The organism is Nocardioides sp. HB32, from assembly GCF_054058995.1.
This window is the reverse complement of record NZ_JBSSBS010000001.1, coordinates 1,422,198-1,447,188: the sequence shown is the minus strand read 5'-3', so window position 1 is coordinate 1,447,188 and position 24,991 is coordinate 1,422,198. Positions and strand designations below refer to the sequence as shown.

General features: G+C 72.6%; 20 protein-coding genes and 1 tRNA gene. 5 read left to right on the top strand and 16 right to left on the bottom strand.

The features are described 5' to 3' along the window. Positions 1 to 61: 61 nt before the first annotated feature. From ACVW2K_RS07340 to ACVW2K_RS07305, 8 genes are all read right to left on the bottom strand, one after another. Positions 62 to 985: a sortase gene (locus ACVW2K_RS07340; protein WP_457202058.1), complete on the bottom strand. Its 924-nt coding sequence runs from the start codon at positions 983 to 985 to the stop codon at positions 62 to 64. Beyond that, complete coding sequence (locus ACVW2K_RS07335; RefSeq protein WP_457202057.1) at positions 970 to 3,063, bottom strand: hypothetical protein; 2,094 nt, start codon at positions 3,061 to 3,063, stop codon at positions 970 to 972. Before ACVW2K_RS07335 ends, ACVW2K_RS07340 begins: the two co-directional genes overlap by 16 nt. A gap of 202 nt (positions 3,064 to 3,265) precedes the next feature. Then, a complete protein-coding gene (locus tag ACVW2K_RS07330; RefSeq protein WP_028636320.1) occupies positions 3,266 to 4,384 on the bottom strand; it encodes a substrate-binding domain-containing protein in 1,119 nt (372 codons plus the stop codon). Positions 4,385 to 4,425: 41 nt separating this feature from the next. Further along, a complete protein-coding gene (locus tag ACVW2K_RS07325; protein ID WP_457202056.1) occupies positions 4,426 to 5,889 on the bottom strand; it encodes a hypothetical protein in 1,464 nt (487 codons plus the stop codon). A 204-nt stretch (positions 5,890 to 6,093) separates the two neighbouring features. Beyond that, positions 6,094 to 6,873: a 3'(2'),5'-bisphosphate nucleotidase CysQ gene (locus ACVW2K_RS07320; protein WP_457202055.1), complete on the bottom strand. Its 780-nt coding sequence runs from the start codon at positions 6,871 to 6,873 to the stop codon at positions 6,094 to 6,096. Positions 6,874 to 6,883: 10 nt separating this feature from the next. Next, complete coding sequence (locus tag ACVW2K_RS07315) at positions 6,884 to 7,504, bottom strand: HAD family hydrolase (RefSeq protein ID WP_457202054.1); 621 nt, start codon at positions 7,502 to 7,504, stop codon at positions 6,884 to 6,886. Between the two features lies 1 nt (position 7,505). After that, positions 7,506 to 8,102 (bottom strand): aminoacyl-tRNA hydrolase, encoded by a 597-nt coding sequence (gene pth, locus ACVW2K_RS07310; RefSeq protein WP_457202053.1) that lies wholly within the window; start codon positions 8,100 to 8,102, stop codon positions 7,506 to 7,508. Positions 8,103 to 8,137: 35 nt separating this feature from the next. Further along, positions 8,138 to 8,815, bottom strand: a complete 678-nt coding sequence (locus ACVW2K_RS07305) for a 50S ribosomal protein L25/general stress protein Ctc (RefSeq protein WP_028636324.1) — start codon at positions 8,813 to 8,815, stop codon at positions 8,138 to 8,140. 206 nt (positions 8,816 to 9,021) lie between these two features. Between ACVW2K_RS07305 and pepN the strand changes: the two genes are divergently transcribed. Continuing rightward, on the top strand, positions 9,022 to 11,421 hold the full coding sequence (gene pepN, locus ACVW2K_RS07300; RefSeq protein ID WP_457202052.1) for an aminopeptidase N: 2,400 nt from the start codon (positions 9,022 to 9,024) through the stop codon (positions 11,419 to 11,421). A gap of 16 nt (positions 11,422 to 11,437) precedes the next feature. On the opposite strand, the gene ACVW2K_RS07295 is transcribed toward pepN, so the two are convergent. The 3 genes from ACVW2K_RS07295 to ACVW2K_RS07285 all read right to left on the bottom strand — a co-directional run bounded on the left by ACVW2K_RS07295 (position 11,438) and on the right by ACVW2K_RS07285 (position 14,264). After that, positions 11,438 to 12,418 carry a ribose-phosphate diphosphokinase gene (locus tag ACVW2K_RS07295; protein ID WP_028636326.1) on the bottom strand — a complete coding sequence of 327 codons (981 nt, stop codon included), beginning with the start codon at positions 12,416 to 12,418 and terminating at the stop codon, positions 11,438 to 11,440. A gap of 34 nt (positions 12,419 to 12,452) precedes the next feature. Further along, positions 12,453 to 13,907, bottom strand: a complete 1,455-nt coding sequence (glmU, locus tag ACVW2K_RS07290; protein ID WP_028636327.1) for a bifunctional UDP-N-acetylglucosamine diphosphorylase/glucosamine-1-phosphate N-acetyltransferase GlmU — start codon at positions 13,905 to 13,907, stop codon at positions 12,453 to 12,455. A gap of 278 nt (positions 13,908 to 14,185) precedes the next feature. Then, positions 14,186 to 14,264: transfer RNA gene (locus tag ACVW2K_RS07285), tRNA-Gln, on the bottom strand. 404 nt (positions 14,265 to 14,668) lie between these two features. Here ACVW2K_RS07285 and ACVW2K_RS07280 point away from each other — a divergent pair. The 4 genes from ACVW2K_RS07280 to ACVW2K_RS07265 are packed head-to-tail and all read left to right on the top strand — an operon-like array spanning position 14,669 to position 19,938. Further along, positions 14,669 to 15,766: an ATP-dependent DNA ligase gene (locus tag ACVW2K_RS07280; RefSeq protein ID WP_457202051.1), complete on the top strand. Its 1,098-nt coding sequence runs from the start codon at positions 14,669 to 14,671 to the stop codon at positions 15,764 to 15,766. After that, on the top strand, positions 15,766 to 16,326 hold the full coding sequence (locus tag ACVW2K_RS07275) for a hypothetical protein (RefSeq protein ID WP_051548788.1): 561 nt from the start codon (positions 15,766 to 15,768) through the stop codon (positions 16,324 to 16,326). The genes ACVW2K_RS07280 and ACVW2K_RS07275 overlap by 1 nt, the downstream gene beginning before the upstream one ends. A gap of 31 nt (positions 16,327 to 16,357) precedes the next feature. Continuing rightward, complete coding sequence (locus ACVW2K_RS07270) at positions 16,358 to 17,239, top strand: hypothetical protein (protein ID WP_457202050.1); 882 nt, start codon at positions 16,358 to 16,360, stop codon at positions 17,237 to 17,239. Continuing rightward, on the top strand, positions 17,236 to 19,938 hold the full coding sequence (locus tag ACVW2K_RS07265) for a stealth conserved region 3 domain-containing protein (RefSeq protein WP_457202049.1): 2,703 nt from the start codon (positions 17,236 to 17,238) through the stop codon (positions 19,936 to 19,938). Before ACVW2K_RS07270 ends, ACVW2K_RS07265 begins: the two co-directional genes overlap by 4 nt. A 13-nt stretch (positions 19,939 to 19,951) precedes the next feature. Here the strand turns inward: ACVW2K_RS07265 and ACVW2K_RS07260 are convergent, their stop codons facing one another. From ACVW2K_RS07260 to alr, 5 genes are read right to left on the bottom strand one after another with little or no spacing between them, the layout of a single operon-like run. Beyond that, positions 19,952 to 20,824: a sulfotransferase gene (locus ACVW2K_RS07260; protein ID WP_457202048.1), complete on the bottom strand. Its 873-nt coding sequence runs from the start codon at positions 20,822 to 20,824 to the stop codon at positions 19,952 to 19,954. Further along, on the bottom strand, positions 20,821 to 21,894 hold the full coding sequence (locus tag ACVW2K_RS07255; protein ID WP_457202047.1) for a sulfotransferase family protein: 1,074 nt from the start codon (positions 21,892 to 21,894) through the stop codon (positions 20,821 to 20,823). The genes ACVW2K_RS07260 and ACVW2K_RS07255 overlap by 4 nt, the downstream gene beginning before the upstream one ends. 42 nt (positions 21,895 to 21,936) lie before the next feature. After that, positions 21,937 to 22,851 (bottom strand): tRNA (adenosine(37)-N6)-threonylcarbamoyltransferase complex ATPase subunit type 1 TsaE, encoded by a 915-nt coding sequence (gene tsaE / locus ACVW2K_RS07250; RefSeq protein ID WP_457202046.1) that lies wholly within the window; start codon positions 22,849 to 22,851, stop codon positions 21,937 to 21,939. Next, a complete protein-coding gene (locus ACVW2K_RS07245) occupies positions 22,848 to 23,879 on the bottom strand; it encodes an alpha/beta fold hydrolase (RefSeq protein ID WP_457202045.1) in 1,032 nt (343 codons plus the stop codon). Before ACVW2K_RS07245 ends, tsaE begins: the two co-directional genes overlap by 4 nt. Continuing rightward, the gene (alr, locus tag ACVW2K_RS07240) at positions 23,876 to 24,982 is read right to left on the bottom strand and encodes an alanine racemase (RefSeq protein WP_457202044.1); all 1,107 of its coding nucleotides are present in this window, start codon (positions 24,980 to 24,982) and stop codon (positions 23,876 to 23,878) included. Before alr ends, ACVW2K_RS07245 begins: the two co-directional genes overlap by 4 nt. Positions 24,983 to 24,991: the final 9 nt, after the last annotated feature.

The following is a 24,991-nucleotide window of genomic DNA, read 5'->3' as shown; positions in this document are numbered from 1 at the left end:
GGCTGCGCTGCCGGAAGGACCAGCGTCGCGTCGTCCGTCATGGTCATGGATTCGCCTTTCGTCACAAGGTGTTGGGGAGCAGGACGGCGAGGTTCTCGAAGACGTTCCAGAGGATCGCCAGGAGCACGGGGACGGCGCCGATCCAGACCGCGCGGACGTCGAACCTCAACGCCCCCCAGGTCACGAGCGCGGTCACGAGCAGCAGCAGCTGGGCCCACAGCAGGAGCGCCACACCGCGGCCGGAGCTGCCGGCTCCCGGGGCGTCGTCCGCCGTGGCGGCCGTCCCCGTCGACGCCGGCTGTGCCGTGCCGTCGAGCTGCGCTGTGACGGTGAGGCTGCGGCTGGGGGTGATCGCCGGGTCGGACGTGATCAGCGTCAGTCGGGCGGGGACCTGCTCGATCTCGGTCGCCGGGGCGTCGGTGGTGCGCACCAGGTCGACGACGTAGGTGAACTGGCCCTGGCCGGTGGTGACCAGGATCCGGTCACCCGGCTCGAGCTGGTCGAGGTTCCGGAACGGCGCGCCGAACGTCGCCCGCCGCCCCACCAGGACCGAGACACCGGTCTGGCCGGGCAGCACCGAGTCGGGCTCGAGGCCGGGACCGCCGATGGTCTGCTCGGACGCGCTGCCCTCGACGAAGACCTGCTCGACCCCGATCCGCGGGATCTCGACGATGCCGAGCGGGGTGCCGTCGGGGATCACGCCCGCGACCGGGACCGTCGCCTGCGCCAGCGTCTCGTCGAGCTGCTGGTACAGGACGTCCTGGCTCCGGTTGGCGGCGAGGCCCGACCCGACGAACAGGTACAGGCCGAACGCCGCGAGCAGCAGGGTCAGCGTGATCAGCCCGAACGCCACCACCGTCGCGCCCGTCACCTCGAACGGCTTGCGCGGCGGACGCGCCTTGCGGGGCCGGCGCGGAGCACGCATCCCCCGGCGCGGCTTCGGGGCACGACCCTGCTGGACCTCCTCGCTCAGCGTCGCAGCCACTGCGGCCCCCGGCCGGTCCGGCTCAACCAGAGCACCAGCGGTCCGGTCGCCAGCGCGACGAGCGCGACCAGCCCGAGCACCGGCAGCGTGAGCATCCGGCCGCCGGCGGCCTGCGGACCGACCGTCAGCATCGTCGGGCCGAGGTCGCCGTCGGCGGTCTTCGGACCGGTCGTGCTGCCCGTGGGCTCGTCCGACCTGGAGGCGGGCCCTGCCGTGATCGGCGGGGCGCCGCCCCCTCCACCGGGGGGTGCACCCGGCGGGTCTGTGGAGTCACCACCGTCGCCGCTCCCGTCGCCGCCGCCGTCGTCGCCGAGGTCCGTCCATCCGGCGAGGACGGCCTTGCGGGCCTCGGCGACCTGGGCGACCAGGTCCTGGGAGAGGGGCGCGTGGCCGGGCGGCAGCATGCCGACCTGCTCACCGGGCTGCTGGCCGGCCCGGGCGACGTACGCCAGCAGGTCGGCCATCTCCTGGCGCTCGTCCTTCGGCGCCCTGGTCGAGAAGGCGCCGGAGATCTGCAGGGACAACGGGTAGCTGCCCGCAGTGTCGTCCGTCGGGTCGACGGCCCGGGTCACACCGTCCGCGCCGACGGTGCCGTGCTTGATCGCGGTCAGCATCGCGGCGTCGGTCGGCTTCACGTACCGGCCGTCCGCGTTCTCGAGCGCCGCGGTCGAGAGCTGGAACCGCGCCGCCGACGCAGCGTCGATGATGCCGATCACCTCGCGTCGGCCCGGGTTCTGCCGGGGTGGCTTGGTGACGACGTTGACGCCGCCCTCCTGGGTCACGATCGCGCCGGGGAACTGCGCGAGCGAGAGCTGGCGCGAGAGCGTGTCGAGCTCCTGGATCGGCGCGTACGTCTCCGACATCAACGGGTCGAGCAGCGGGAAGCTCGCGAACGGCAGCGCGACCTTCCGGTAGTTGGCGTTGACCGTCATGCCCCACGGGTCGGGCTTGCCGGCGATGAACTCGCGGGCATCCTTGTCCGCCTCGATCCAGCGGGTCAGGGCGAGCGTCGTGTCCGACAGGTCGCCCAGGATCAACGGGTGGTTGCCGGGCGCACCGCCCGGCCAGGCGACGCCCGGATTGAGCTCCTTGAACTCGGGGTCACGGAAGAGGTTGACCGGGTTGCCGATCACGGCCGGGTTGCCGCCGGACCGGTAGGAGCCGGTGATCAGCTTGGCGACCAGGCGCGGGTTGAGCTTCATGTCCGTGACCGGCTTGCCGTTCGCGTCGTCGATCTGGAACGCGACCACCATGCCGGTGACCGAGAGCGGCGCGTAGACCACCCCGCGGCCGTCGGCCGCATCAGCGTCGAGGGGGTCGATGACGAGGCCCGCGTCCGTCGTACCGGAGGCGACGTCGGAGCGGGTCTGCGGCTCACCGATCGCGGTGTAGTCCACGAGCACCTTGTCGCTGGCGAGGGTGCAGGTCTTCGCCCGCCAGCTCGCCATCGCGCGCGCAGCGACGGGGCTGCCCTCGACCCGCAGGGAGGCGCCAGTGAGCGGGCACGCGTCGTCGACCGGCAGGAACGTCAGCGGTACGACGGTGCGCCGCTCCCATGCCCAGGGCGCGTCCATCAGGTCCTCGGTGGCACCCTGCGGGCGGCCGTAGTTGGGGACCACGACGATCGAGCACGGCGCGGTCACGTCGCAGCCGAGGCCCGCCGACTCGCGCTTGGTGAACAGCTGGATGGAGACCTGGCCGGTCCCGTCGGCCGCAGTGACGTTGTCCTGCCAGTTGGCGGGGCCGTCGGGTGTCGCGTCGTAGGGATCGGTCTGCCCGGGGTAGGTGAACGGCAGGACCGTCGGCACTGCCGGGTTGGAGTCCGTGGCGTCGACGCCACGGAAGCCCGGCGATCCGTAGCAGTCGCTCGAGCTCGCGGGGTCGGATCCGCGGCACTCGTAGACCCGCACCGGGTTCTCGGTGTTCACGTCGAGGGAGTCGCCGGAGTTCTGCAAGCGGTCCGACGAGCTCGGGAGGAAGCCCGCCCACGACACGACCACCGTCTGGTTCACCAGGTCGGTGGTCCTGGTCACGGTGACGGTCGCGCCGTCACCTCCCCCCGGCGCCGGCACGGTCACCGGCCCGGGCTCCTCCCGCGTCGGCGCCGGCGGCGCCGCGGCCCATCCCGGGACGACCGGGAGGAGAACCGCGACGGCAAGCACCGCAGGGATGGCTCGGATGCACCCAATCCGCATGGTCGTCTGCTTTTCCTTCTCGTGGTGGGCATCGCGGGGTGGCGGCGAGGACCGCCACCCCGCGATGCCGGGTCAGCTCCGTCGGTCAGCTGGGCTGACCGCAGTAGCGCGACGCCGAGGTGTCGTCACCGAGGGGCGTGTTGCCGAACGGGATGAGCAGCTCGTCCGCGTGCTGGCAGAGGAAGCCACCAGCCTTGAAGATCGACTTCAGCCCGTCCGGCGCGTCGTTGCGCACGGCGTTGAAGAAGATCCGGCCGAAGGACGCGCTCCCGCCGGTCGTGAACGCCGGGTTCAGCACCTGGTAGGTGACACCGTTCAGCGTCGATGTCGTGGTCGGGGCGGTCATGGTGTTGACGAACCCGATGTGGGCGCCACCCCGCAGGTCCTGGATGCCCGGCGGCTCGTTGACCTGGGCGGCCCACTTGGTCACCGCGTAGGGCAGGATCCCCTGGGGGTCGCCCGCCATGCTCTCACCGTCGTTCTGCTGGCCGTCGAACACCGTGGGCAGCCCGGCGCAGCCGGCCTGCACGTTGTTGAGGTTGGTGCCGATCGCCTGGAGGAAGAAGGTCAGCGTCGCCGCGGACGCCGGCGGCAGGTAGACGTGGATGTCGCCGGCCTGGCCGCCCACCTCGCTCCAGTCGGTGGTCGTGCACTCGAAGATGTCCTTGAGCTGCGTCGTGGTCAGGGGGGTGGTCGGCGCGTACGCGTTGCCGATCACGCCGTAGCTGACCGCGTCGCGGCTCTGGGCGTAGAACGTCAGGTTCGCCTCGGCGGCGGCCGTGCCCTTTGCCCGGCTCGAGCGGACGAAGTCGACGCAGTACTCGCTCGGGTCGACCGTGCTCTTCTGGTTGAGCGTGATCGCCGTGACGCCGGCGTTCGCGCCGTTCGGACGGGCCACGGTGCAGCCCGGCTTGGTGGTGATGTTCTCGCCGGCAGCACCCGTCACCGGGTTGATCGCGTCGTAGGACGCGATCACCCGCGTCGGAGCCGGAGACTGCGCGTTGTACTTGTCGGCGAGGTTGTTCGTCAGCTCGGCGAACGCGTCGGCGCCGACGGCGGAGTAGATCTGCGCTGCGGTCTTGCCCGCCGGCGGCGTTCCCGGCTGGCCGGGCACCGGGTCGGCGGTCGCGGCGCCGGTGCCGGCCAGCGCGAGCGAGGCGGCCGCGCCGGCCACCGCGAGGACGGAGACGAGACGTCGGTTCATCGGGAGTCCTGTTCTGGAGGAGGATCGGGTACGGCGGCTCATCACTTCACCTGCAGCAGGGCCAGCGAGACGCGCCTCGCGCTCAGCACCTTCACCGAGACCGTGTGCGAATCGGCGGCACCGAGGGCGAGCTTCTTCACGATCGTCCCGGTCTTCGCCGCCTTCGTGTTGAAGGTGGTCTTCTTGCCATCGACCACGACCTGGGCCTTGCCGGCCTTCGGTCCGGTGCTGAAGGTGATGACGACGTGGTCGCCGACGACGGTCACCGTCGCGGAGGAGCCCTTCTTCGTGCTCGCGATGCCCTTCTTGCCCGGCGCCTTGGCGAACGCGTAGGTCTTCCAGCTGCCGGACTTGGTGACCCGCTTGTCGGTCCAGCCGTACTTGCCGGCCTCGAGCGCACCGTCGGGCACGTCCAGGCGGCCTGTCGGAGCGAGCGCCACACCGCGGAACTCGGTGTTCGCGTCGGCGGTCGCCAGCACCGTGGGGTTGCTCGGGTCGAAGGCGTTGCCGGCGCCGTTCGGGTCGGTCAGTGCCAGCAGCTCGGTCGGCGTGGTGACGGCCAGGCTGACCTGGCCGCCGGAGACGTCCGCCACCAGGCCGGTCGCGCCCTCGACGTCCACGTGGCCGGCGCTGGCCCACCTCGAGCCGTTGTACCGGTACTTGTCGACGGTGCCGCCCCGCTGCGAGGAGTTCGCGAGGTAGAGCGTGTCCAGCTCGGTCCCCGCGAAGTCCGCCGACGTCAGGTTGAGGAACGCGTAGCCGTAGGTCAGGAGATCCTCCGGCAGGCCGGTGAGGTCGGTGAGCGTCGCCGAGCCCTTCGGTGTGCCGGTTCCGACCGCGGCGAGCCGGTTCGCCAGGATGCCGCTGGCGAACAGCTGGCCGCCCTGGACGGTCAGCGCGCCGAGGTTCGCGGTCGCGCCACCGGCGATGGAGGTGACCGTCCCGGAGCCGATCGCGGTGGTCAGCACGCCGCCGTCGCCGCCGGCCGCCCAGACCTGCTTGCCGTTGGTCACGGCGGAGCGGATGATCGCCGGCCCGCCGGAACCCAGGGTGGTGCTGGTGTCGAGCTCGCCGTCGGCGTCGACCACGCCGACGACGCGGGCGACCGAGGCGGGGTCCGACGCCGTCAGCGACATCCCACCGGGACCGGTCGTGCCCGGTGCCGCGGCGTACCCGGTCAGCGCGAGGAGCCTGCCGTCCGGGGAGTTCGTGATCAGGCCCTCGGACCGGGACTGGCCGGCCGCGGTGAGCGGCTTGTTCGCGCCGGCGGCGGCGGTCGGGAGCGCCACGCTCGAGACCGCGTCACCGTCGGGGGTGAACTCGTCGAGGAACACCGGCGCCGCGGCGTTGCTCAGCGCGGAGGCACCGTCGCCGACGCGGTAGACGACCAGGTTGCCGCCGGTGAACTTCGCAGCCTGGGCCTGGGTGGACGACAGCAGCGGGACGGCGGCCACGGCGAGGGACAACGCCGCGGTGACACCGAGGATGCGCAGGGGTGTGCGCATGGAGACCTCACTTCGACAGAGGGACCGGACACCCGAGAGAAACCCAGTAAATACACTGGATTGGTCGAAATAATGTGGTTAACAGGCCCGACGGTCAAGCGACTCGTCGAAAAAGTCCACGTCCGGCGGGGCGAGGGGACGAGAAAGGCCCGGACGGTCTACTCGAGGTAGTCCGTCCGGGCCATGCCGGTGCTCGGGTCGGTGCTACTCGGCGCCGTGCGCCGCGATGAACGCGAGGATCCGCTCGGCCAGCTCGGGCCGGCACACGACGACGTCGGGGAGGTAGACGTCCTCCTGGTTGTACGCCAGGGGTGAGCCGTCGACGCGCGAGGTGAACAGGCCGGCCGCGCGGGCAACCGCGACCGGCGCGGCGGAGTCCCACTCGTACTGACCGCCGGCGTGCACGTAGGCGTCGGTGACGTCGCGGGTCACGGAGATCATCTTCACGCCGGCCGAGCCCATCGGGACCAGCTCCGCGTCGAGATCCTCCGCCAGGGCGTGCACGAACGCCGGCGGCCGGCTGCGCGAGACCGCGATCCGCGGGCGGTCCGAGGTCGAGGGCGGCACCACGGGCGGCGTACCGGTGTTGAACGTCTCCCCGAGCACGGGCTGCGCCACGGCTCCGGCGACCAGGTCCCCGTCCTGCCAGAGCGCGACGTGCACGGCCCAGTCGTCGCGCGGCACCTCGGAGAACTCGCGGGTGCCGTCCAGCGGGTCGACGATCCAGACCCGGCTGCTGGTGAGCCGCACCTTGTCGTCCTTGCCCTCCTCGGAGAGCACCGCGTCTCCCGGGCGGTGCTCGGCGAGCAGGTCCATCAGCAGCTCGTGTGCGGCGCGGTCACCGGCGTCCTTGAGCTCGCGTCCCTCCAGGCCCTCGCCGCGGACCTCGAGCAGCCGCTCCCCCGCGACGGTCGCGAGCCAGGTCGCGAGCACGTGGTCGTCGGTGGCGGCTTCGGCGGGCGGGTTTCCGGGTTCGAACGTCACGGCGGTCACCCTAGCCCGCAGCGGCGATCCCCTCGGCGGCGAGGCTGCGCCGCAGCTCGGCCAGGTCGTCGTCGGCGCACCACCGGACGGCGCGCATCCCCGACGCCCGGGCCGATGCGAGGTTCTTCTCCGAGTCGTCGACCAGGAGCAGCGCCTCAGGCGGCAGCGCGAGCCGCTCGGCGACCGTCTCCAGGAACGCCGGCTCGTCCTTGGTGGCACCCAGGTCGCAGGAGCAGAACGCGGAGTCGAACAGGTCGGCGTACCCGAGCTCGTCGAGGAGGTACGCCGCGCGCACGTCGTTCTGGTTGGTCGCCAGGTGACAGGCGACGCCCGCGGCGCGCAGCTCGCGGACCAGCGCCACGACGTCGGGCTGGACGACCGCGTGCCGCCAGTGCTCGACGAGATCGCCCTCGCGACCGCGGAGGCCCCAGCGCGCACACACGTCCGCCACCACGTCGCGGAAGCCGAGCCGACCGCGCAGTGCCGGCTGCTCGGCGTCGAACAGGTCCTCGAGGAATGCGTCGCCGTCGGCGGCAGGGACGAACCCGCGCAGCCGGTCCAGCCAGTCGTCGGCGTTCACCTGCAGCACGCCGTCGGCGTCCACCAGAATCGCCCGCACCCCGGTGTCCATGTCAGGAGTTGAAGTCCTGCTGGGTGCGCTCGAGACCGTCGGTCACCAGCGACTCGACGGCGTCCGCCGCCTTGTCCACCTGGAACGGCAGGATCTTCTTCTCGCTCGACGAGTAGCTGGACAGCACGAAGTCGGCGACGTCCTGGCGACCCGGCGGGCGGCCGATGCCGACCCGGACCCGGGCGAAGTCGCCGGTGCCGAGCGAGGAGCGCATCGAGCGGAGCCCGTTGTGGCCGTTGTCGCCGCCGCCGACCTTCACGCGCATGGTGTCGAAGGGGATGTCCAGCTCGTCGTGGACGGCCACGATCCGCTCCGGCGGCACCTTGTAGAACGTCGCGAGCTGCTTGACCGGCCCGCCCGACTCGTTCATGTACGACCGCGCCTTCATGAGGACGACGCGCGGGCCGGGCGTACCCGGGGCGCCGAGCCGTCCCTCGACGACCTCGGCCCGTCCGGACTTGTGCGAGCGGAAGGACGCGCCCATCCGCTGAGCCAGCTCGTCGACGACGAGGTAGCCCACGTTGTGGCGGTGGCCGGCGTAGGAAGGGCCGGGATTCCCCAGCCCGACCACCAGCCACACCGGCGTGGAGTCGGCCACGGAGTCCCGGCCCTTTCTCGTGAACAGGCGGAGGATCACCCCTCCGACGCGGCCTCGCCCTCGGCAGGAGCGTCGCCCTCGGCGCCGACCTCGTCGACGTCGTTGTCGGACTCGTCGCGCTCGATGCCGGCCTCGGCCTCGGCCTCCTCGAGCTCGGCCTCCAGGGCCTCCTGCGACTGCTGCTCGGTGATGTTCACGACCAGCGCCTCGGGGTCCAGGAGCAGGGTGCTGCCGGACGGCAGCTTGAGGTCGGAGGCGTGGATCTGGGTGCCTGCGGCGGCGCCCTCGATGTCGACCTCGATGAACTCGGGGATGTGCGTGGCCTCGGCCTCGATCTGGATCGTGGCGTTCTCGGTGACGACCAGCGTCTCGCGGACGGCCTCGCCCACCAGGTGGATCGGCACGTCGACGGTGACCTTCTCGCCCTTGACCACGGCGACGAAGTCGATGTGCTCGAGGTGGCGCTTGATCGGGTCGATCTGGACCTGCTTGGTCAGCGCCAGCTGGGTCTTGCCGTCGATGTCGAGCTCGAGCAGCGCGTTCGCGCCGCCGTGCTTGAGCGCCATCATGGTGTCGTGGCCGGGCAGGGTCACGTGGATGGGGTCGTTCCCGTGGCCGTAGATGACGGCGGGAACCTTGTCCTCGCGACGGATCCGGCGGGCGGCGCCCTTGCCGAACTCGGTGCGGGACTCGGCCTTGATCTTCTCGGACATGGGGTGCGGCTCCTCGTGCGTCTTCGTGCGGACTGAGTGGTGGCGGTCTCGGGGCCTCGGCACGATCGTGGGGGCGCATCCGGAGATTCGGCCAGCCCTGTCGATCACGGAGCTCTCACTCCCTCGCCGAGGCAACCGCACAAGACTAACGGCCCGGCGCGCGACGCGCGAATCCCGACGCCCGCATCCGCCGTAGGGTTCGGACCGTGAGCCTGACCCTCGCCGAGGCCCGGGAGCGGGCCGCCGTCGTCTCCGCCGTGTCGTACGACGTCGACCTCGATCTCACCGATCCCGCGGCGGACCGCTTCGGGTGCCGCACCACGGTCCGCTTCACCTGCTCGGCGCCCGCCACCTTCCTGGAGCTCACCGCAGCCACCGACCTCGCGGTGCTGCTCGACGGCCGCGCCGTCGAGCCGGCGTACGACGGTCGCCGGCTGCACCTGACCGGCCTCCACGGCCGCCACGAGCTGACCGTCGCGGCGCGGCTGCCGTTCGTCACCGACGGCGAGGGGATGCACCGCACCGTCGACCCGGCCGACGGCGAGACCTACCTGGGCGCCTACCTGGGCCTGGACGTCGCCCAGCGGCTCTTCTGCTGCTTCGACCAGAACGACCTCAAGGCGCCGGTGGCCATCAGCGTCTCCGCCGACCCGGCGTGGACCGTGCTCGCCAACGCCCGATCGGTGCGCGAGGGGGGCGGGCGCTGGGAGTTCGCGGCCACGCCCCCGATCCCGGTCGCGCTGGTCTGCGTGGTCGCCGGGCCGTTGAAGTCGGTGCGGTGGAGCCACGCCGGGCTCCCCTTCGGCTGGCACGCCCGGGCGTCGCTGGCCGACGAGCTCGACCGCGACGTAGCCGAGCTGCGCTCGGTGACCGAGGCGTGCTTCGACCACTACGCCCGGATCTTCGAGGAGCGGTACCCCTTCGACTCCTACGACCAGGTCTTCGTCCCCGGCCTGAACTGGGGCGCCCAGGAGCAGCCGGGCTGCGTGATCTACCGCGACGAGCTCCTGCCGGCCGGCCGGCTGTCCGAGGAGAGCCGGCTGCTGCGCGCCTCGGTGATCGCCCACGAGATGGCCCACATGTGGTTCGGCGACCTCGTCACGATGACCTGGTGGGAGGACTCCTGGCTGCAGGAGTCCTTCGCCGACTACCTCGGCTACCGGGTCGCGGGTGAGGCGGCGGGGTACGCCGGGGCACTGCTCGGGCACGAGGCGAGCCGCAAGCCCGCGGCGTACGACGCCGACGAGCGCCGGTCGACGCACCCGGTCGCGGCCGATCCCGACGACGTGCCGGACGTCGCGGCTGCGGCCACCATCTTCGACGCGATCTCCTACGCCAAGGGCAACTCGGTGCTGCGCCAGCTGGTGACCTGGCTCGGCGACGAGACGTTCCTGCGCGGCGTGAACACGTACCTGACCCGTCACCGCTTCGCGAACGCCACGCTGGCCGACTTCGTCGCGGCCCTCGACCAGGCGTCCGACCGCGACGTCCGCACCTGGGTCGAGGTCTGGCTGCGGCGGACCGGGTTCGACACGCTCCGGGTCGAGCGGGACGGCGACGTCCCGGTGCTGCACCGCGACGGGGTGCGGCCGCACCGGGTCCGGATCACGGCGTACGACGACACCGGGGTCGAGACCGCGAGCCGGAACGTCGACCTGGGCGACGAGCCGGTGCCGCTCCCGGACCTGGCGGGCCGGGTGGTCGTCCCCAACAGCCACGGCGAGACGTTCGCCAGGATCGTCCTGGACGAGCACTCGTGGCGCGCGGTCACGACCGGCCTGTGCCGCATCGACGACGACCTGGTGCGGGCCGTCCTGTGGACCATGCTGTTCGACCGCGTGCACACCCGCCATCTGGAGCCGCTCGCCTTCGTGGACGTCGTCGAGCGGCAGCTGCCCGGCGAGAGCAGTGCCACCCTGGTCGCCGCCGTGCTCGCGCGCACGCTCGGCCGGGTGCTGCCGCTGCGGGTCCCGGCCGCGTCGGCCGCCGGGACGCTCGAGTCGCTCGCGAGTGCCTGCGCGACCGGGCTGATGCACGCGACGAGCCAGGACCTGGCCGAGGCGTTCGCCGACGGCTTCGCCGCCACCACCCACGACGCGGCCACGCTGGCCGGGTGGCTCGACGCCGGCGCGATCGGGGAGCTGCAGCTGACGCCGGCGGTCCGCTGGCGGGTCGTCCGGCGGCTGGCCGGGCTGGGCGCGGCCGACGCGGCCCTCATCGAGGCCGAGCGACGGCGCGCACCGGGCCTCGACGCCGAGCTCGGGGCCGCCGCCGCGCGGGCGGCGCGACCGACGGCGGAGGCGAAGGCCGAGGCCTGGGCGGTCGTCACCGACCCCGCCGTCGGCAACCGGGTGCTCACCGCGGTGCTGGGCGGCCTCTGGTCGCCCGAGCAGGCCGGCCTGGTGGCGCCGTACGTCGACCGCTACCTGCGGGAGGCGCCCGGCTGGAGCGAGCGCGGCGCAGGCTTCGCGCAGGTGGTCGGGCAGGCGCGTCCGGCGCTGCCGCTCACCGCGGCGCAGCGGGAGCTGCTGCACGAGCAGCTGGCCGGCGACGTGCCGACCGTGCTACGTCGGTCCTGGTCGGACTGGGCCGACGACCTGGGCTGAGCGCCCGACCGGGGCCCTACGTGTTGCCGTCGAACATCGAGGTGACCGAGCCGTCCTCGAACACCTCACGGATCGCGCGGGAGACCAGCGGAGCGATCGACAGGCAGGTGAGCTTGTCGAAGATGCGGTCCGGCGAGATCGGCAGCGTGTTGGTGACGACGACCTCGGCGGCCGGGCTGTTCTTGAGCCGGTCGACCGCCGGGTCGGAGAGGATCGCGTGGGTCGCGGCGATGATCACCCCGGCCGCACCCTCGGCCATCAGGGCGTCCGCGGCCTTCACGATGGTGCCGCCGGTGTCGATCATGTCGTCGACCAGCACGCACATCCGGCCGCTGACGTCACCGACCACGCGGTTCGCGACGGTCTCGTTGGGGCGGTCGATGCGGCGGCTCTTGTGGATGAAGGCCAGCGGAGCCCCGCCGAGGCGGGACGACCAGCGCTCGGCGACCTTGATCCGGCCGGCGTCCGGCGAGACCACCGCGAGCGGCTGGTCGCCGTACTTGTCCCGGACGTAGTCGGCGAGGATCGGCAGCGCCATCAGGTGGTCAACCGGCCCGTCGAAGAAGCCCTGGATCTGGTCCGCGTGCAGGTCGACGGTGATCAGCCGGTCGGCGCCCGCGGTCTTGAACAGGTCGGCCATCAGCCGGGCCGAGATCGGCTCACGGCCCTTGTGCTTCTTGTCCTGGCGCGCGTACCCGTAGAACGGCATCACGACGGTGATCCGCTTGGCCGACGCGCGCTTGAGGGCGTCGACCATGATCAGGTGCTCCATGATCCACTCGTTGATCGGAGCCGTGTGGCTCTGGATCACGAAGGCGTCGCAGCCGCGGACGGACTCCTCGTACCGGACGTAGATCTCGGAGTTCGCGAACTCGTACGCCGACTGCGGGACCAGGTCGGTGCCCAGGAGGTCCGCGACCTCGTCGGCGAGGTCGGGATGTGCCCGACCGCTGAAGACCATGAGGTTCTTCTCGGTGGTCTTCTTGTATCCGGTCACGGTTGGGGCTCCCTCGATCGCCGGCGCAGTCCACTCAGGATTCTGCCACGCCCTGTTCAGCGTCCCCACGGTCGGCCAGTGCTGCCTCGGCCGCCTCGGCCTGGGGAGTTCCGGCCCGCCTGTCCAGCGCCCAGCCCTCGATGTTGCGCTGCGGGCCGCTGGACACCGCGAGCGCGCCCGGCGGCACGTCCTGCCGGACGACGGTGCCCGCGCCGGTCGCGGCGCCGTCCCCGATCTCCACCGGGGCGACGAAGGTGTTGTTCGAGGCGGTCCGGGCCTGCCGGCCGACCCTGGTGCGGTGCTTCCGCACCCCGTCATAGTTGGCGAAGATCGTGCCGGCCCCGATGTTCGTGCCCTCGCCGATCTCGGCGTCGCCGACGTACGAGAGGTGCGGGACCTTGGCGCCGTCGCCGATCGAGGCGTTCTTGGTCTCGACGAACCCGCCGATCTTGCCGCCGGCCCCCAACGTGGTGCCGGGGCGCAGGTAGGAGAACGGGCCGACGGCGGCCCCGGCGCCGATCACGGCCAGCTCGCCGTGCGTGCGCACGACGCGGGCGCCCGGCCCGATCTCGCAGTCCTTGAGCGTGCAGTCCGGGCCGACGACCGCGTCCTCGGCGACGCTCGTCGCGCCCAGGAGCTGGACGCCGGGCAGCACCGTGACGTCGCGTTCGAGCGTCACGTCCGCGTCGATCCAGGTGGTGGCGGGGTCCATCACGGTCACGCCGTCGCGCATCCAGCGGCCCACGATCCGGCGGTTCATCTCGGCGCCCAGCCGGGCCAGCTGGGCCCGGTCGTTGACACCCTCGGTCTGCATGACGTCGTCGATGGGGTAGGCCCCGACGGTGAGCCCGTCCTCCCGCGCGATCCCGATCGCGTCGGTCAGGTAGTACTCGCCCTTGGCGTTGTCGTTCCCGATCCGCGGCAGCGCCTCGAGCAGGAACTCCGCGTCGAACGCGAGGATCCCGGAGTTGATCTCGCGCACCTCGCGCTGCGCGGGCGTGGCGTCCTTCTCCTCGACGATCGCCTCGACGTCGCCCTCCGCGTTGCGCAGCACCCGCCCGTAGCCGAAGGGGTTGTCGACGATGCCGCTCAGGATGCTCACCGCGCCCTGCGATGCCTCGTGCTCGGCGGCGAACCAGCGCAGCGACGCACCCTCGAGCAGCGGCGTGTCGCCGTACGCCACCAGGACGGTGCCGCTCACGTCACCCACCGCCTCGACGGCCATGCGTACGGCGTGGCCGGTCCCGAGCTGCTCGTCCTGCACGGCCAGGACGGCGTCGGGCTCGAGCTCGCGGATGTGGCCAGCGACCTGCTCGCGCTGGTGCCCGACCACCGCGACGATCCGCTCCGGCTGCATCTCCCGCGCGGCCACGAGCACGTGGCCGATCATGGTGCGGCCCGCGATCGGGTGCAGGACCTTCATGGTCTTGGACCTCATCCGGGTGCCGCCGCCAGCGGCGAGGACGACGACGGTCAGGTTGTTACCCACGCAGCTTTCCCCTCAGAGTCCGGTCGACCCACTCTAGGGGAGGTCACGCGCCCAGGTCTGGCCGACCAGGTCGTGGCCGAAGCTGTGGTGGGGCTCCTCGGCGACCACTCGAAGCCGGCCGCCTCGTAGATCCGTCGCGCGGTCACCAGGACGCTGTTGGTCCACAGCGAGATCCGGCGGTAGCCGGTGTCCCGGGCGCGGCGCACCGGTCCACGAGCGCGGCGCCGTCGCCGTGGCCGCGACGGGCCGGCAGCGCCGTGCGCGCCGCGACCGCTCTGCTCCCCGGGTAGGAGTCGAACCTACGTCGCTAGTCCTGATTCAAAGTCAGGCGGGCCCTGCCGGCAGACCAACCGGGGATCGCTTCCCCAGACGGCCCGGCCGGGCGGAGCCCGGCAGACCAACCGGGGTCGGCTGGCAACAGGCTAGGCCAGCGGTGCCCCAGCCACCTTCTTGGCCGGTGATTCGGTGGCTCAGCCACCGCCGGCCCGGGCCGCGCACGGCCAGCGGTGCGTCAGCCACCTCTTCGCCAGCAGATTCGGTGGCTCAGCCACCGCCGGCCCGGGCCGCGCACGGCCGGCGGTGCCCCAGCCACCTTTTCGCCCGGTGATTCGGTGGCTCCGCCACCGCCGGCCCGGGCCGCGCACGGCCAGCGGTGCGTCAGCCACCTTTTCCCCCGCAGATTCGGTGGCTCCGCCACCGCCGGCCCACCGCCAGCCGCCGCCGGCCCGGTCACTCCGGCCCGACGCGACTAGCCTCGGAGCGTGGACCTCCCCGTCATGCCACCCGTTCAGCCGATGCTCGCGAAGTCGGTCAAGGGCATCCCCGACCCCGGGAAGTTCGGCGGGCTGAGCTTCGAGCCGAAGTGGGACGGCTTCCGCTGCCTGGTGTTCAAGGACGGCGACGAGGTCGAGCTGGCCAGCCGCAACACCAAGCCGCTGACCCGCTACTTCCCCGAGGTCGTGACGGCGATGCAGGAGCAGCTGCCGGAGCGGTGCGTGCTGGACGGCGAGCTCTTCGTCGCGATCGGCGAGAAGCTCGAGTTCGAGGTGCTCCAGGAGCGCATCCACCCCGCGAAGTCCCGGATCGACATGCTCGCCGAGAAGACGCCGGCGTCGTACGTCGCGTTCGACCTGCTCGCGCTGGGCGACGAGTCCTACGCCGACCGGCCGTTCGCCGAGCGCCGCGCGGCGCTCGAGGAGGCGCTCGGGGCGCTGCCCGGCCCGTGCTACCTGACTCGCACCACCACCGACCCGGCGCGGGCCGAGGAGTGGTTCCACCAGTTCGAGGGGGCGGGCCTGGACGGCGTGGTGGCCAAGCCGCTGGGGACGGCATACCAGCCCAACGCCCGGAGCATGCTCAAGATCAAGCACGAGCGCACGGCCGACGTGGTGGTCGCCGGCTACCGCGAGCACAAGACCAGCACCCCGGAGCGGCCGCTGCTCGGGAGCCTGCTGCTCGGGCTCTACAGCGACGGCGAGCTCCAGCACGTCGGCGTCAGCGCCAGCTTCACCGAGAAGCGGCGGGCGGAGCTGATCGAGGAGCTCCAGCCGCTCGTGGTCCCGATCGAGGAGCACCCCTGGGGGCGCTGGCAGGAGTTCCTGACCGCGAACCCGGACCGGGTGCCCGGCACCCAGAGCCGCTGGAGCCAGGGCAAGGACCTGTCGTTCACGCCGTTGCGGCCCGAGCGGGTGCTCGAGGTGGCGTACGACCACATGGAGGGCCGGCGCTTCCGGCACACCGCCCAGTTCCGCCGCTGGCGGACCGACCGCGACCCGGAGTCGTGCGGCTACGACCAGCTCGAGGAGCCGGTCTCCTACGATCTGGCTAGGATCCTCGGCGTCGACCAGGGAGGTCTGTGATGTCCGAGAACAGCAACACCGAGCGCTACGACGTCGTCCTCCTGATCGAGCAGGCGCTGTCCGCGCAGGACGCGGCGCAGGTGCACTCGCTCCACGAGGGGCTGGACCAGCCCGTGACCTACCACGTGCTGCTCCCCCTCGAGGACGCCGCGGCCCGGATCGAGTCCGCGATGGGCTCCCTGACCGCCGGGGACATGCTCGCCTCCCCGACGATGCCGATGAGCGAGGTGGACCTCGAGGCGGTCCGCAAGGACTGCGAGGACCGCTCGCACACCGAGCTCGCCCAGAGCCTCGAGGCGCTCCGCGCCAGCGGCGCCGTCGCGCGCGGCCAGGTCGTCGGCGACCCGCCGATCGACGCGCTGGCGGCGAAGGTCGCCGAGGTCGACGGCCGGGAGGCGATCATCCTGACCCGGCCGCACGTCGTCTCCGAGTTCTTCCACCTCGACTGGACCTCCAAGGCCCGGCGTCGGCTCGGCGTCCCGATCCTCCACCTCCTGGAGCACGAGACCTTCGACGAGCAGGCCGAGGGGTACGGCGACGAGGGCGTCACCGGGCTCTGAGGGCTTCAACCCCGCCGTTACGATCGCGGAGTTGCCCGCGGACGGAGGATCGGTGAAGTTCACCCAACGACTCGAGGACGGCGCGCGCGCGATCGCCCGGGCGAAGCAGGCCATCGGCCGCGACCTCGCCGCGGACGGACCCGAGGTCGCCTACGCCCGTGTCCTGGACGGCGAGCACCTCTGGGTGGCGGTCCGCGCCGGCGACGGCCGGCCCGCGCTCCAGGACCCCGACACCGGCGACCTGACGACGGCCGAGCCGCTGCACGGTGAGGACCCGGCGTACTCCTCCGCGCGCTGGCGGCTCGGCGACGTCCTGACCGAGACCGACGCCGCCGAGGCACGGCTCGTCGTCGTCCGCGACTCCGGAGGCAAGCCCGCGCCGCTGCGAGCGGGTCCACCTCCCCCGGACAGCAGCCTGCGCACCCCGCCGACGCCGGACGGCCGCTGGCGGTTCCTGGTCGTCACCGACGAGCACGGCCTCCTCCGGGTACGCCGGACCCGCGCCGCTCGCGTCGCCCGGCTGCTCGACATCGCCACCGACGGCATGTCCGTCCGCCTCCGGATCAGTCCCCCGGAGCCGGGCCCCGAGCCGTTGCTGCACTTCGTGCGCACGGACGGCTCGGTCGCGCACTCCGTGGCGATCGAGGCCGACGGTGACGAGCTCGTGGCGACGCTGGCCGCGTCCGACGTCCCCGCCCAGCAGGGCGGCTACCGGATCGCGGTCGGAGCCACCGAGGACCCGGTCACCGTGGCCCGACTGACCAACGACCTGACCGTCAACGACCCGGCCGTCGTGCTGCTGCCCTTCCTCCTCGATCCGGACTCCGACCTGGTCGCCGGGCGGTTCCTCTTCTCCGACCAGGGCGTCCTGCGGTTCGGGCGCAAGGTCACGCTGCAGGGGGAGTCCGCGTGAAGATCACCTTCCTGGTCCTCAACCTCGACGCCGGCGGCGGCACCGAGCGGTCCGTGGTGACCCAGGCGAACGCGCTCGCGGCGCTCGGCCAGGACGTCACGATCCTGAGCGCGCTCCAGGTCAGCGACAGCCCGCACTACGCGGTCGACCCGGCGGTCTCCATCCGCCGGCTCGTCGACCTCCGCGACCCCGAGGCTCCCCGCACGGAGGACGACGCGGTCGACGCCGGGCTCGCCCGGTCGACGGGTGAACGCGGCTCGCTGCTGGTGCCGGATCGCTGGGACGCGCAGTTCAGCGCGTTGACCGACGCGATGTACGAGCACGCGCTGCCGGAGCTCGACAGCGACGTGGTCGTCAGCGTGACCCCGGGCCTGCTCGCGATCGCCGTCCAGCTGCTGCCGAGTCACGTCGCGGTCGTCCACCAGGAGCACCGATCGTCGTCGGACCGTACGTCCGGGCTCGAGCCGCTGCTCACGTTCGCGCCCCGCGCGGACGTCGTGGCGCTGCTCACCCGCAGCGCACGCGACTGGCTCCTCGACACCCTCGGGCCGGTCGCGCCCGATACCGTCGTCGTGCCGAACCCACTCCCTCAGGGCTTCAAGCCCCGGGCCACGCTCGAGTCCCGGCTGATCGTCGCGGCGGGGCGCTTCGTCGCCGAGAAGCAGCTGACCAAGCTCGTGGAGGCGTTCGGCGAGATCTCCGATCGGGTGCCCGGCTGGCGGCTGCGGATCCTCGGGTCCGGCCCCCAACGCCTGGACCTGATCCGGCTGGTGCGGCGCCTCGGGCTCTGGGACCGCGTCGAGCTGCCCGGGCAGAGCGCGGACATGCCCTCGGAGTGGGCGGCGGCCAGCATCTCCGCCCTGCCGTCCCGCAGCGAGGGCCTGCCCCTGGTCGTCCAGGAGGCGATGGCGGCGGGCGTCCCCGTCATCGCCTTCGACCACCCGTCGGGGTCCCGGGCGGTGATCCGGCACGAGGTCAACGGCCTGCTGGTCGGCCCGGGCGCCCTGTCGGGGCTCGCCACCGCGCTGCTCCGGCTGGCCACCGACGACGCCCTGCGACACCGGCTCGGCGAGAGCGCGATCGAGAGTTCCCAGCAGTACGCCGCCGAGACGATCGCGCGGCGGTGGCTCTCGATCTTCGAGGGCGCGGTCGGCCGCCGGGCCCGGGACCCGCGACGGATCCACCAGCGCGTGACCGAGCTCGCCGGCGTGCCCTCGACCGTCGCAGACCGCCCCGCGGCGGCGACCGACCTCACCCCCGGTGAGGCGCGGGCCATGGCGGTCACGTGGGCCGTCCAGTGCGCCGAGCGCGCCGCCCGACGCTGGTTCGCCGTCCCCGCCCACGGCGACGAGCCCACGACGGTCGTCGTGCCGATGGCCGCGCGGTCCGCGTACCTGGCCGAGCTCGGTGGACCCGGGGCGCCCGCCTGGCTGAGCCTGGTCGACAGCGCCGGCCACGGCTGGCCGGAGCGCCGCGGCCGCATCGCCGAGCTCGCCGCCGACCTCGCGCCGGAGCGCACCGGCCGGGTCAGCCTGGAGCCGTGGCCGATGCTGGACGACGGGTGGCCCGGCGTGCTGTCCAGCGGTTGCCGTATCGACGTCGAGTTCTGGGAGGAGGCCCCGGACGGCGGCCTGATCTCGGCCGGCCCCAACGCCTACGCGAACCGGCTCCCGGCCGACTTCGAGACCGTCGAGTCCGAGATCGAGGGCGTGCGCGCACGCACGCTGCCGCTGATGGCGCAGCCCACGGTCCGCGACTGCACGTTCCCGATCGACGCGGTCTACACCTGGGTCGACGGCGACGACCCGGAGTGGAACGCCGCCCGGGAGGCGCGGCTCGCGGAGGCGACGGGGGCGGCCCTCGAGCGCACCTCGAGCGGGCGCGCCCGGTTCGTCAGCCGCGACGAGCTGCGCTACTCGCTGCGCAGCGTGCACCTGTTCGCGCCCTGGGTCCGCACGATCCACCTGGTGACCGCCGGGCAGGTGCCTGCGTGGCTGGCCGACCACCCGCGGATCAACGTCGTGCACCACCGCGAGATCCTGCCGCCCGAGGCTCTCCCGACGTTCAACTCCCACGCCATCGAGAGCAGCATCCACAAGATCCCGGGCCTGGCCGAGCACTTCGTCTACCTCAACGACGACTTCCTGATCGGCCGGCCGCAGCCGCCGCAGCGGTTCTTCGACCCCTCGGGCCACACGGCGGTGTTCTTCTCCAACCACAACCTCGGCATCGAGGGCGACCCGGACGCCGCGCCGTGGCTGAAGGCGGCGTGGAACAACCGGCGGCTGCTGCGCGAGACCTTCGGTGTCGTCAGCACCCACAGCCTCGCGCACGCGCCGTACGCGCACCGCCGGTCGGTCCTCGAGGAGATCGAGGCGCGGTTCCCCGAGGAGATCGGCCGGACCGCGCGCTCGCCGTTCCGCGCCGGGGACAACGTCTCGCTGCTGTCCTCGTTCGCCCAGCACTACGGCCTGGTCACCGGGACCGCCGTGGTGGGCGACGCCAGCAACTCCTACGTCGACATCAGCGCCAACGACGTCGTCCGGAAGCTGCGCCGGCTCAAGGACCGCGAGCAGGACTTCATCTGCCTGGGTGACCACCACGACCACGCCCTGCCGCCGGCCACGCTCCAGGAGGTCCTGGACGAGTTCTTCACCTTCTACCTGCCGGTGCGCGCGCCGTGGGAAAGGCCGGACTGAGAGGCTCCGGCAGCTAGAGCACGAACCGGCTGCTCGGCCACAGCTCGGCGAGGTCCGCGTCGGGGAACCGGGCCGCGGCCGCTCGGTAGGTGTCGGCGAAGTGGGTCGCCACCCGACGCACGACGTCGTCGGGCAGCGCCGACACCGCCTTGCCGGAGGAGACGTTGGACTTCTGCTCGAAGTCCGGCGCGCGGAACGCGATGCCGACCAGGTCGCAGATCGCCCGCACCCCCTCCTCGCAGAACAGCTGCTCGTAGAGGCCGTAGTGGATCTCGTCGTCGCCCCACACGGACTCGAGGTTCCGCATCGTCACCTCGTACCGCGAGAACTGCTCGTACCGGGGGTCGTCGAAGAGCCGCTCGACCATCTTGTCGGCGGACGCCGGGAAGCGCGCCGGCCGCCGGCCCTCCTGCATCCGGATCTGCGACCAGATCCGGTCGACCGGGTCGCGCATCAGGAAGAGCGCGACGGTGCGCACGCCGCGGGTCGCGAACCCGTCCCGGATCGAGGCCAGGCGCTCGGCGGGCAGCGCGGCGTACTCCGGGGTGACGTCCGCCGTGGCGCGGAAGCGCGGCCGACTGTGCAGCAGGCCGGCGAAGTAGTCGAAGTAGTACTTCGGGTCCGCGATCATCGCGGCGCGGTGCAGGTGCACCGGGTCGGCCGGCTCCCCGCTGCGCAGCTTGTCGAGCTCGGCCTGCGCCATGTCGAGGTTGCGCCCGAGCCACGGGTCGTCGGCGAGGTCGCTGCTGTCGAAGACGTGGTACTCCTTGCGGTATCCGCGCACGAACTGCGGTGACCGGGCGAGGTAATGGTGCACCCACGTCGTGCCGGCCTTCTGCGCCCCGACGCCCAGTAGGAACGTCGTCGGGCGGCGGTCGGCCTTCACCGCTTCCAGGGAAGCCGGGAGCCGCCCGGGCCCGACTTCTCGAGCTCGCCCCGGAGCCGCTCCACCTCGTTGCGGCGGCGGTTCAGGCGCTTGCGCAGGTCGGCGTTCCTTGCCTGCAGGTCGCGCCGTCCGACCGCGACGGCCCGGTTGGTGTGGTCGAGCGCGATCGCCTCGGCGTACTGGTGGAGGACGACGTACCGCTGGTGCACGTCCTCCAGGGTGGCGATCGCGCCGTCGTCGTACGGCGCGTCGACGAGCGTGTTGCACGCGTCCCAGGCCGAGGTCGCCTGCTCCCGCAGCTCGGGGATGGTGTCCACGTCGTCCCAGCTGATCTTGCTGCGGTACAGCTTCGCGTCGATGAAGTCGTCGACGTCGTGGTGGTCCGAGCCGGACAGGTCGGCGTTGAAGCTCATCCCGAGGTGCCGCTGGGCCTGCCCCATCGCCGTGCGCCAGTCCTCGAGCAGGTCGGTGTAGCGCACGAACGTGCGCTTGCGCGATCGCGTCGCCACCTCGGTCTCGTACGCCGAGTTGACCCAGCCGGCGAGGTTGGCGGTCTGGCGGGTGCGCCGGAACTCGTCGGTCTGGTTCGACAGGTAGTAGGTCTCGCGCGACTGCAGGACCTCGGTCGGGTGCCGGAGCATCGTCAGGTACGACAGCTCGATGCCGAGCTCGTCGGCGACGCCCGTCCAGAGCTCGTGGGCCCAGAACGCGCGCGGATCCTTGATGACCAGCTGCCCGCCGGGCCCGACCTCGGCGACATGCTCGGCCAGCCAGGTGCGGAGCTCCTCGCGCACCTCCGGGGCGGCCGCTGCCTCGGCGACGTCGGCGGCGGCCCGGGGCCGGGCGTCGTTGGTGCGCGCCGGGATGCTGTTGAGCAGCCGCTTGTGGAAGTCAACCACCCAGATGGGCTCGTAGAAGCCGCGCGGGTTCGTCTCGTCGGCGGGCATCTCCGGCTGCGGCACGTGCAGGCCGAGTCGCTTCAGGGCGCCGGCGACGGTGCTGGTGCCACTCCGGCCGGAGCCGGTGACGACGACGAGACGGACACGGCTCTCCGGTGGTGCTTCGGACACTGGATTCCTCGCGACTCAGGTGGGACGACGCCCCAGCCTAGATCAGCCGAGACCCCGGAAGGACAACGCGTGCCAGCGCGGGCCGACAGGAGTGATCTCGACCCGGCGCGGGTCGAGGCCGTCGTGTGGGGCGTCGCCCCGGACGATCGCGACCTCGAGGCGCGACTCGGACAGGCCCTCGGCCAGCCCCTCGCCCCACTCGACCACGGTCACGGCGTCGTCGAGGGACGTGTCGAGGTCCAGGTCGTCCAGCTCGTCGAGACCGCCCAGGCGGTAGGCGTCGACGTGCACGAGGTCCGGGCCGCCGATCAGCGACGGGTGCACGCGGGCGATCACGAACGTCGGCGAGGTGACGTCACCCCGCACGCCCAGCCCCGCGCCCAGGCCCTGGGTGAACGTGGTCTTCCCGGCGCCCAGCTCGCCGCTGAGCACGATCAGGTCGCCCTTCGTGAGCTGGCCGGCCAGCGAGCGGCCGAGGGCGCGCATCGCGTCGGCGTCGGGGACCTGGAAGGCGTGCGTGCGCAGCGGGCGGCGCAGCTCGACGAACGGCTGCTCCCGGCGGATCTCGCGGAAGCCCTGCCGCTCCCAGAAGCGGATCGTGGCCGGGAGCTCCTCGCGCGCGACCACCGTGAGGTCCTCGGCGTCGCCCGCCGCCTCGACCGCGGCCTCGATCAGCGCGGCGGCGACACCGTGCCCCTGCGCGTCGGGGTGCACGCCGAATCGGCGGAGGTACGTCGTGCTGCCGACCGGGTCCAGCACCAGCGCACCGACCGGCTCGCCGTCGAGGCAGGCCAGCAGCCCGCCGTTCGCCGCCAGCCTCCGCGCGATCGAGTCCTCGGTCTCGGACAGGGCGGCCGCCGGCGGGTCCAGCTCGGGGCGGGCGGCGAAGGCCGCCCGCACGACCGCCAGCACCTGCGCCGCCGACTCCGGGCCGACGCGGCGAACCTCGAGCGTCACGCGCCGACCCCCGCCGCCGCGAGCAGCTTGTCGAGCTCGCCGTCCACCTCGTCGTACCGCTCGAGGATCACCATGTGCCCGGCGCCGTGGCACTCCAGGAGTGTGGAGCCGTCGATCCGGTCGTGCAGCTTGCGGCTGTGGCCGATCGAGGTGAGCTTGTCCTCGGTGCCGCAGATGATCGTGGTGGGCACGTTCGCGAGGACGCCGACGTGGTCGAACTTGTCGAGCTGGCCGAAGCCCGGGAAGAACTCCGCGACCACCTCGAACGGCGTGGCCGCGAGCATGCTGTCGACGAACTCGACGTACGACGCCGGCACGTGGTCGCCGAACGCCAGCTGGTCGGTCGCCACCAGCGCGACGTTGCGCCCGAGCCGGCGCAGGCCGTCGACGGCGCGATGGCCGCGAGCCAGGGTCGCCACCCCGCGGTGCATCGCCCCGGAGCCGGCCCAGGTCGGCATCATCGGGAACAGGATGCGGCTCGGGTCGAGTCCACCCGCGGTCGTGGAGATCAGCGAGGTGCCGACGATCCGGTCGCCGAAGAGCTCCGGGTGCTGCTGGGCCAGCGCGACGATCGTCATGCCCCCCATCGAGTGGCCGACGAGCACGACCGGGCCGTCGGGCACGACCTCGTCGAGGATCCTCACCAGGTCCTGGCCCAGCTGGTCGATGGTGGCGTGGCCGATCGGGGACCGGCCGGAGCGGCCGTGCGACCGCTGGTCGTAGTAGACCGACCGGATCCGGCCGCGGTAGTGCTCCCGCTGGAAGTGCCAGCAGTCGAGGTTCAGCGAGTAGCCGTGGCAGAACACCAGCGTGACCGCCGAGTCGGCCTCGTCGACCTCGACGTGCAGCGGGGTGCCGTCCTCGGCGACGACCGTCACCGGGTCGGCGCGCAGGCTGCCGAACGCCGGTCGCTCGCCGGGCGAGCGCCGGGCGATCCGGCGGCGCTGCTGGGCGGCGACGCCGGCGCCCGCGGCCGCCAGGCCGAGAGCGGTCGCCGTGGCGCCGATCAGGTGGGTGCGGGTCCTCACTGGTCCGTGTACCTCCGGGTCGGTCGGCCGCCGATCCGCGTGACGATCTCGTAGGAGATGGTGCCGGCGGCCTCGGCCCAGTCCTGGGCGGTCGGCTCGCCGTGGGTGCCGGGGCCGAAGAGGACGACGTCGCTGCCGGCCTCCGGGGTGTCGCCGTCGAGGTCGACCACGAACTGGTCCATGCAGACCCGGCCGCGCATCGCCCGCTGCTTGCCGTCGACGAGCACGTGGGCGGCGTTGCTGGCGTGCCGCGGGATGCCGTCGCCGTACCCGACGGGCACGAGGCCGACGGTGGTGTCGGTGTCCGCGATCCAGGTGTGGCCGTAGGACACCCCATCACCGGCGTGGATCTGCTTGGTCATCGCGAGGGTGGCGCGCGCGGTCATCGCCGGCACCAGGCCGAGGTCCGGCGTCCGGCCGGGCGCGGGGTCGAGACCGTAGGACGCGAGGCCGAACCGCACCAGGTCGAACCGGCTCTCCGGGCGCAGGATGCCCGCGGCGGAGTTGGCGAGGTGACGGACCTCGGGGGTGAGGTCCGCGGCCAGCTCCAGGGCTTGCTCGAAGGCTCGCTGCTGGGCGTCGTTCGCGGGGTGGTCGGGCTCGTCGCTGGCGGCGAAGTGCGACCAGAGGCCGGTGATCCGCCAGCTGCCGTCCGCCTCGCCCTGCTGCGCGCGCCGTACGACGTCGGGCCAGTCGGCGAGCGCGGCGCCGCCGCGGGAGAGCCCGGTGTCGACCTTCAGCTGGACCCGGGCGAGCCGGCCGGTGGCGGCGATCTCGTCGAGCTCGGCCACGCCGTAGGCGGTGACGTCGATGCCGGCGTCGATCGCGGCCGCCCAGTCCTCGCCCGGGACCGTGAGCCAGCAGAGGATCGGCCCCCGGTCGCCGGCGTTCCTGAGCGCGAGCGCCTCGTCGATGGTGGCCACGCCGAGCCACTCCGAGCCCGCCGCGCGCGCGGCCCGCGCCACCTCGAGCATCCCGTGCCCGTAGCCGTCCGCCTTGACGACGGTCATCGACGGCACTCCGGTCAGCTCGCGGAGGGTGCGGACGTTGTGCCGGATCGCGGCGAGATCGACGACGATCTCTGCACGCGCGACCGGGCTCATGGCCCCGAT

Excerpts from the sequence above, each read along its gene's own strand:
- ACVW2K_RS07325 (WP_457202056.1), bottom strand. The coding sequence starts at position 5,889 with ATGCGCACACCCCTGCGCATCCTCGGTGTCACCGCGGCGTTGTCCCTC.
- ACVW2K_RS07330 (WP_028636320.1), bottom strand. The coding sequence starts at position 4,384 with ATGAACCGACGTCTCGTCTCCGTCCTCGCGGTGGCCGGCGCGGCCGCC.
- alr (WP_457202044.1), bottom strand. The coding sequence starts at position 24,982 with ATGAGCCCGGTCGCGCGTGCAGAGATCGTCGTCGATCTCGCCGCGATC.
- ACVW2K_RS07305 (WP_028636324.1), bottom strand. The coding sequence starts at position 8,815 with ATGTCCGAGAAGATCAAGGCCGAGTCCCGCACCGAGTTCGGCAAGGGC.
- ACVW2K_RS07275 (WP_051548788.1), top strand. The coding sequence starts at position 15,766 with ATGTCCGAGAACAGCAACACCGAGCGCTACGACGTCGTCCTCCTGATC.
- ACVW2K_RS07315 (WP_457202054.1), bottom strand. The coding sequence starts at position 7,504 with ATGGACACCGGGGTGCGGGCGATTCTGGTGGACGCCGACGGCGTGCTG.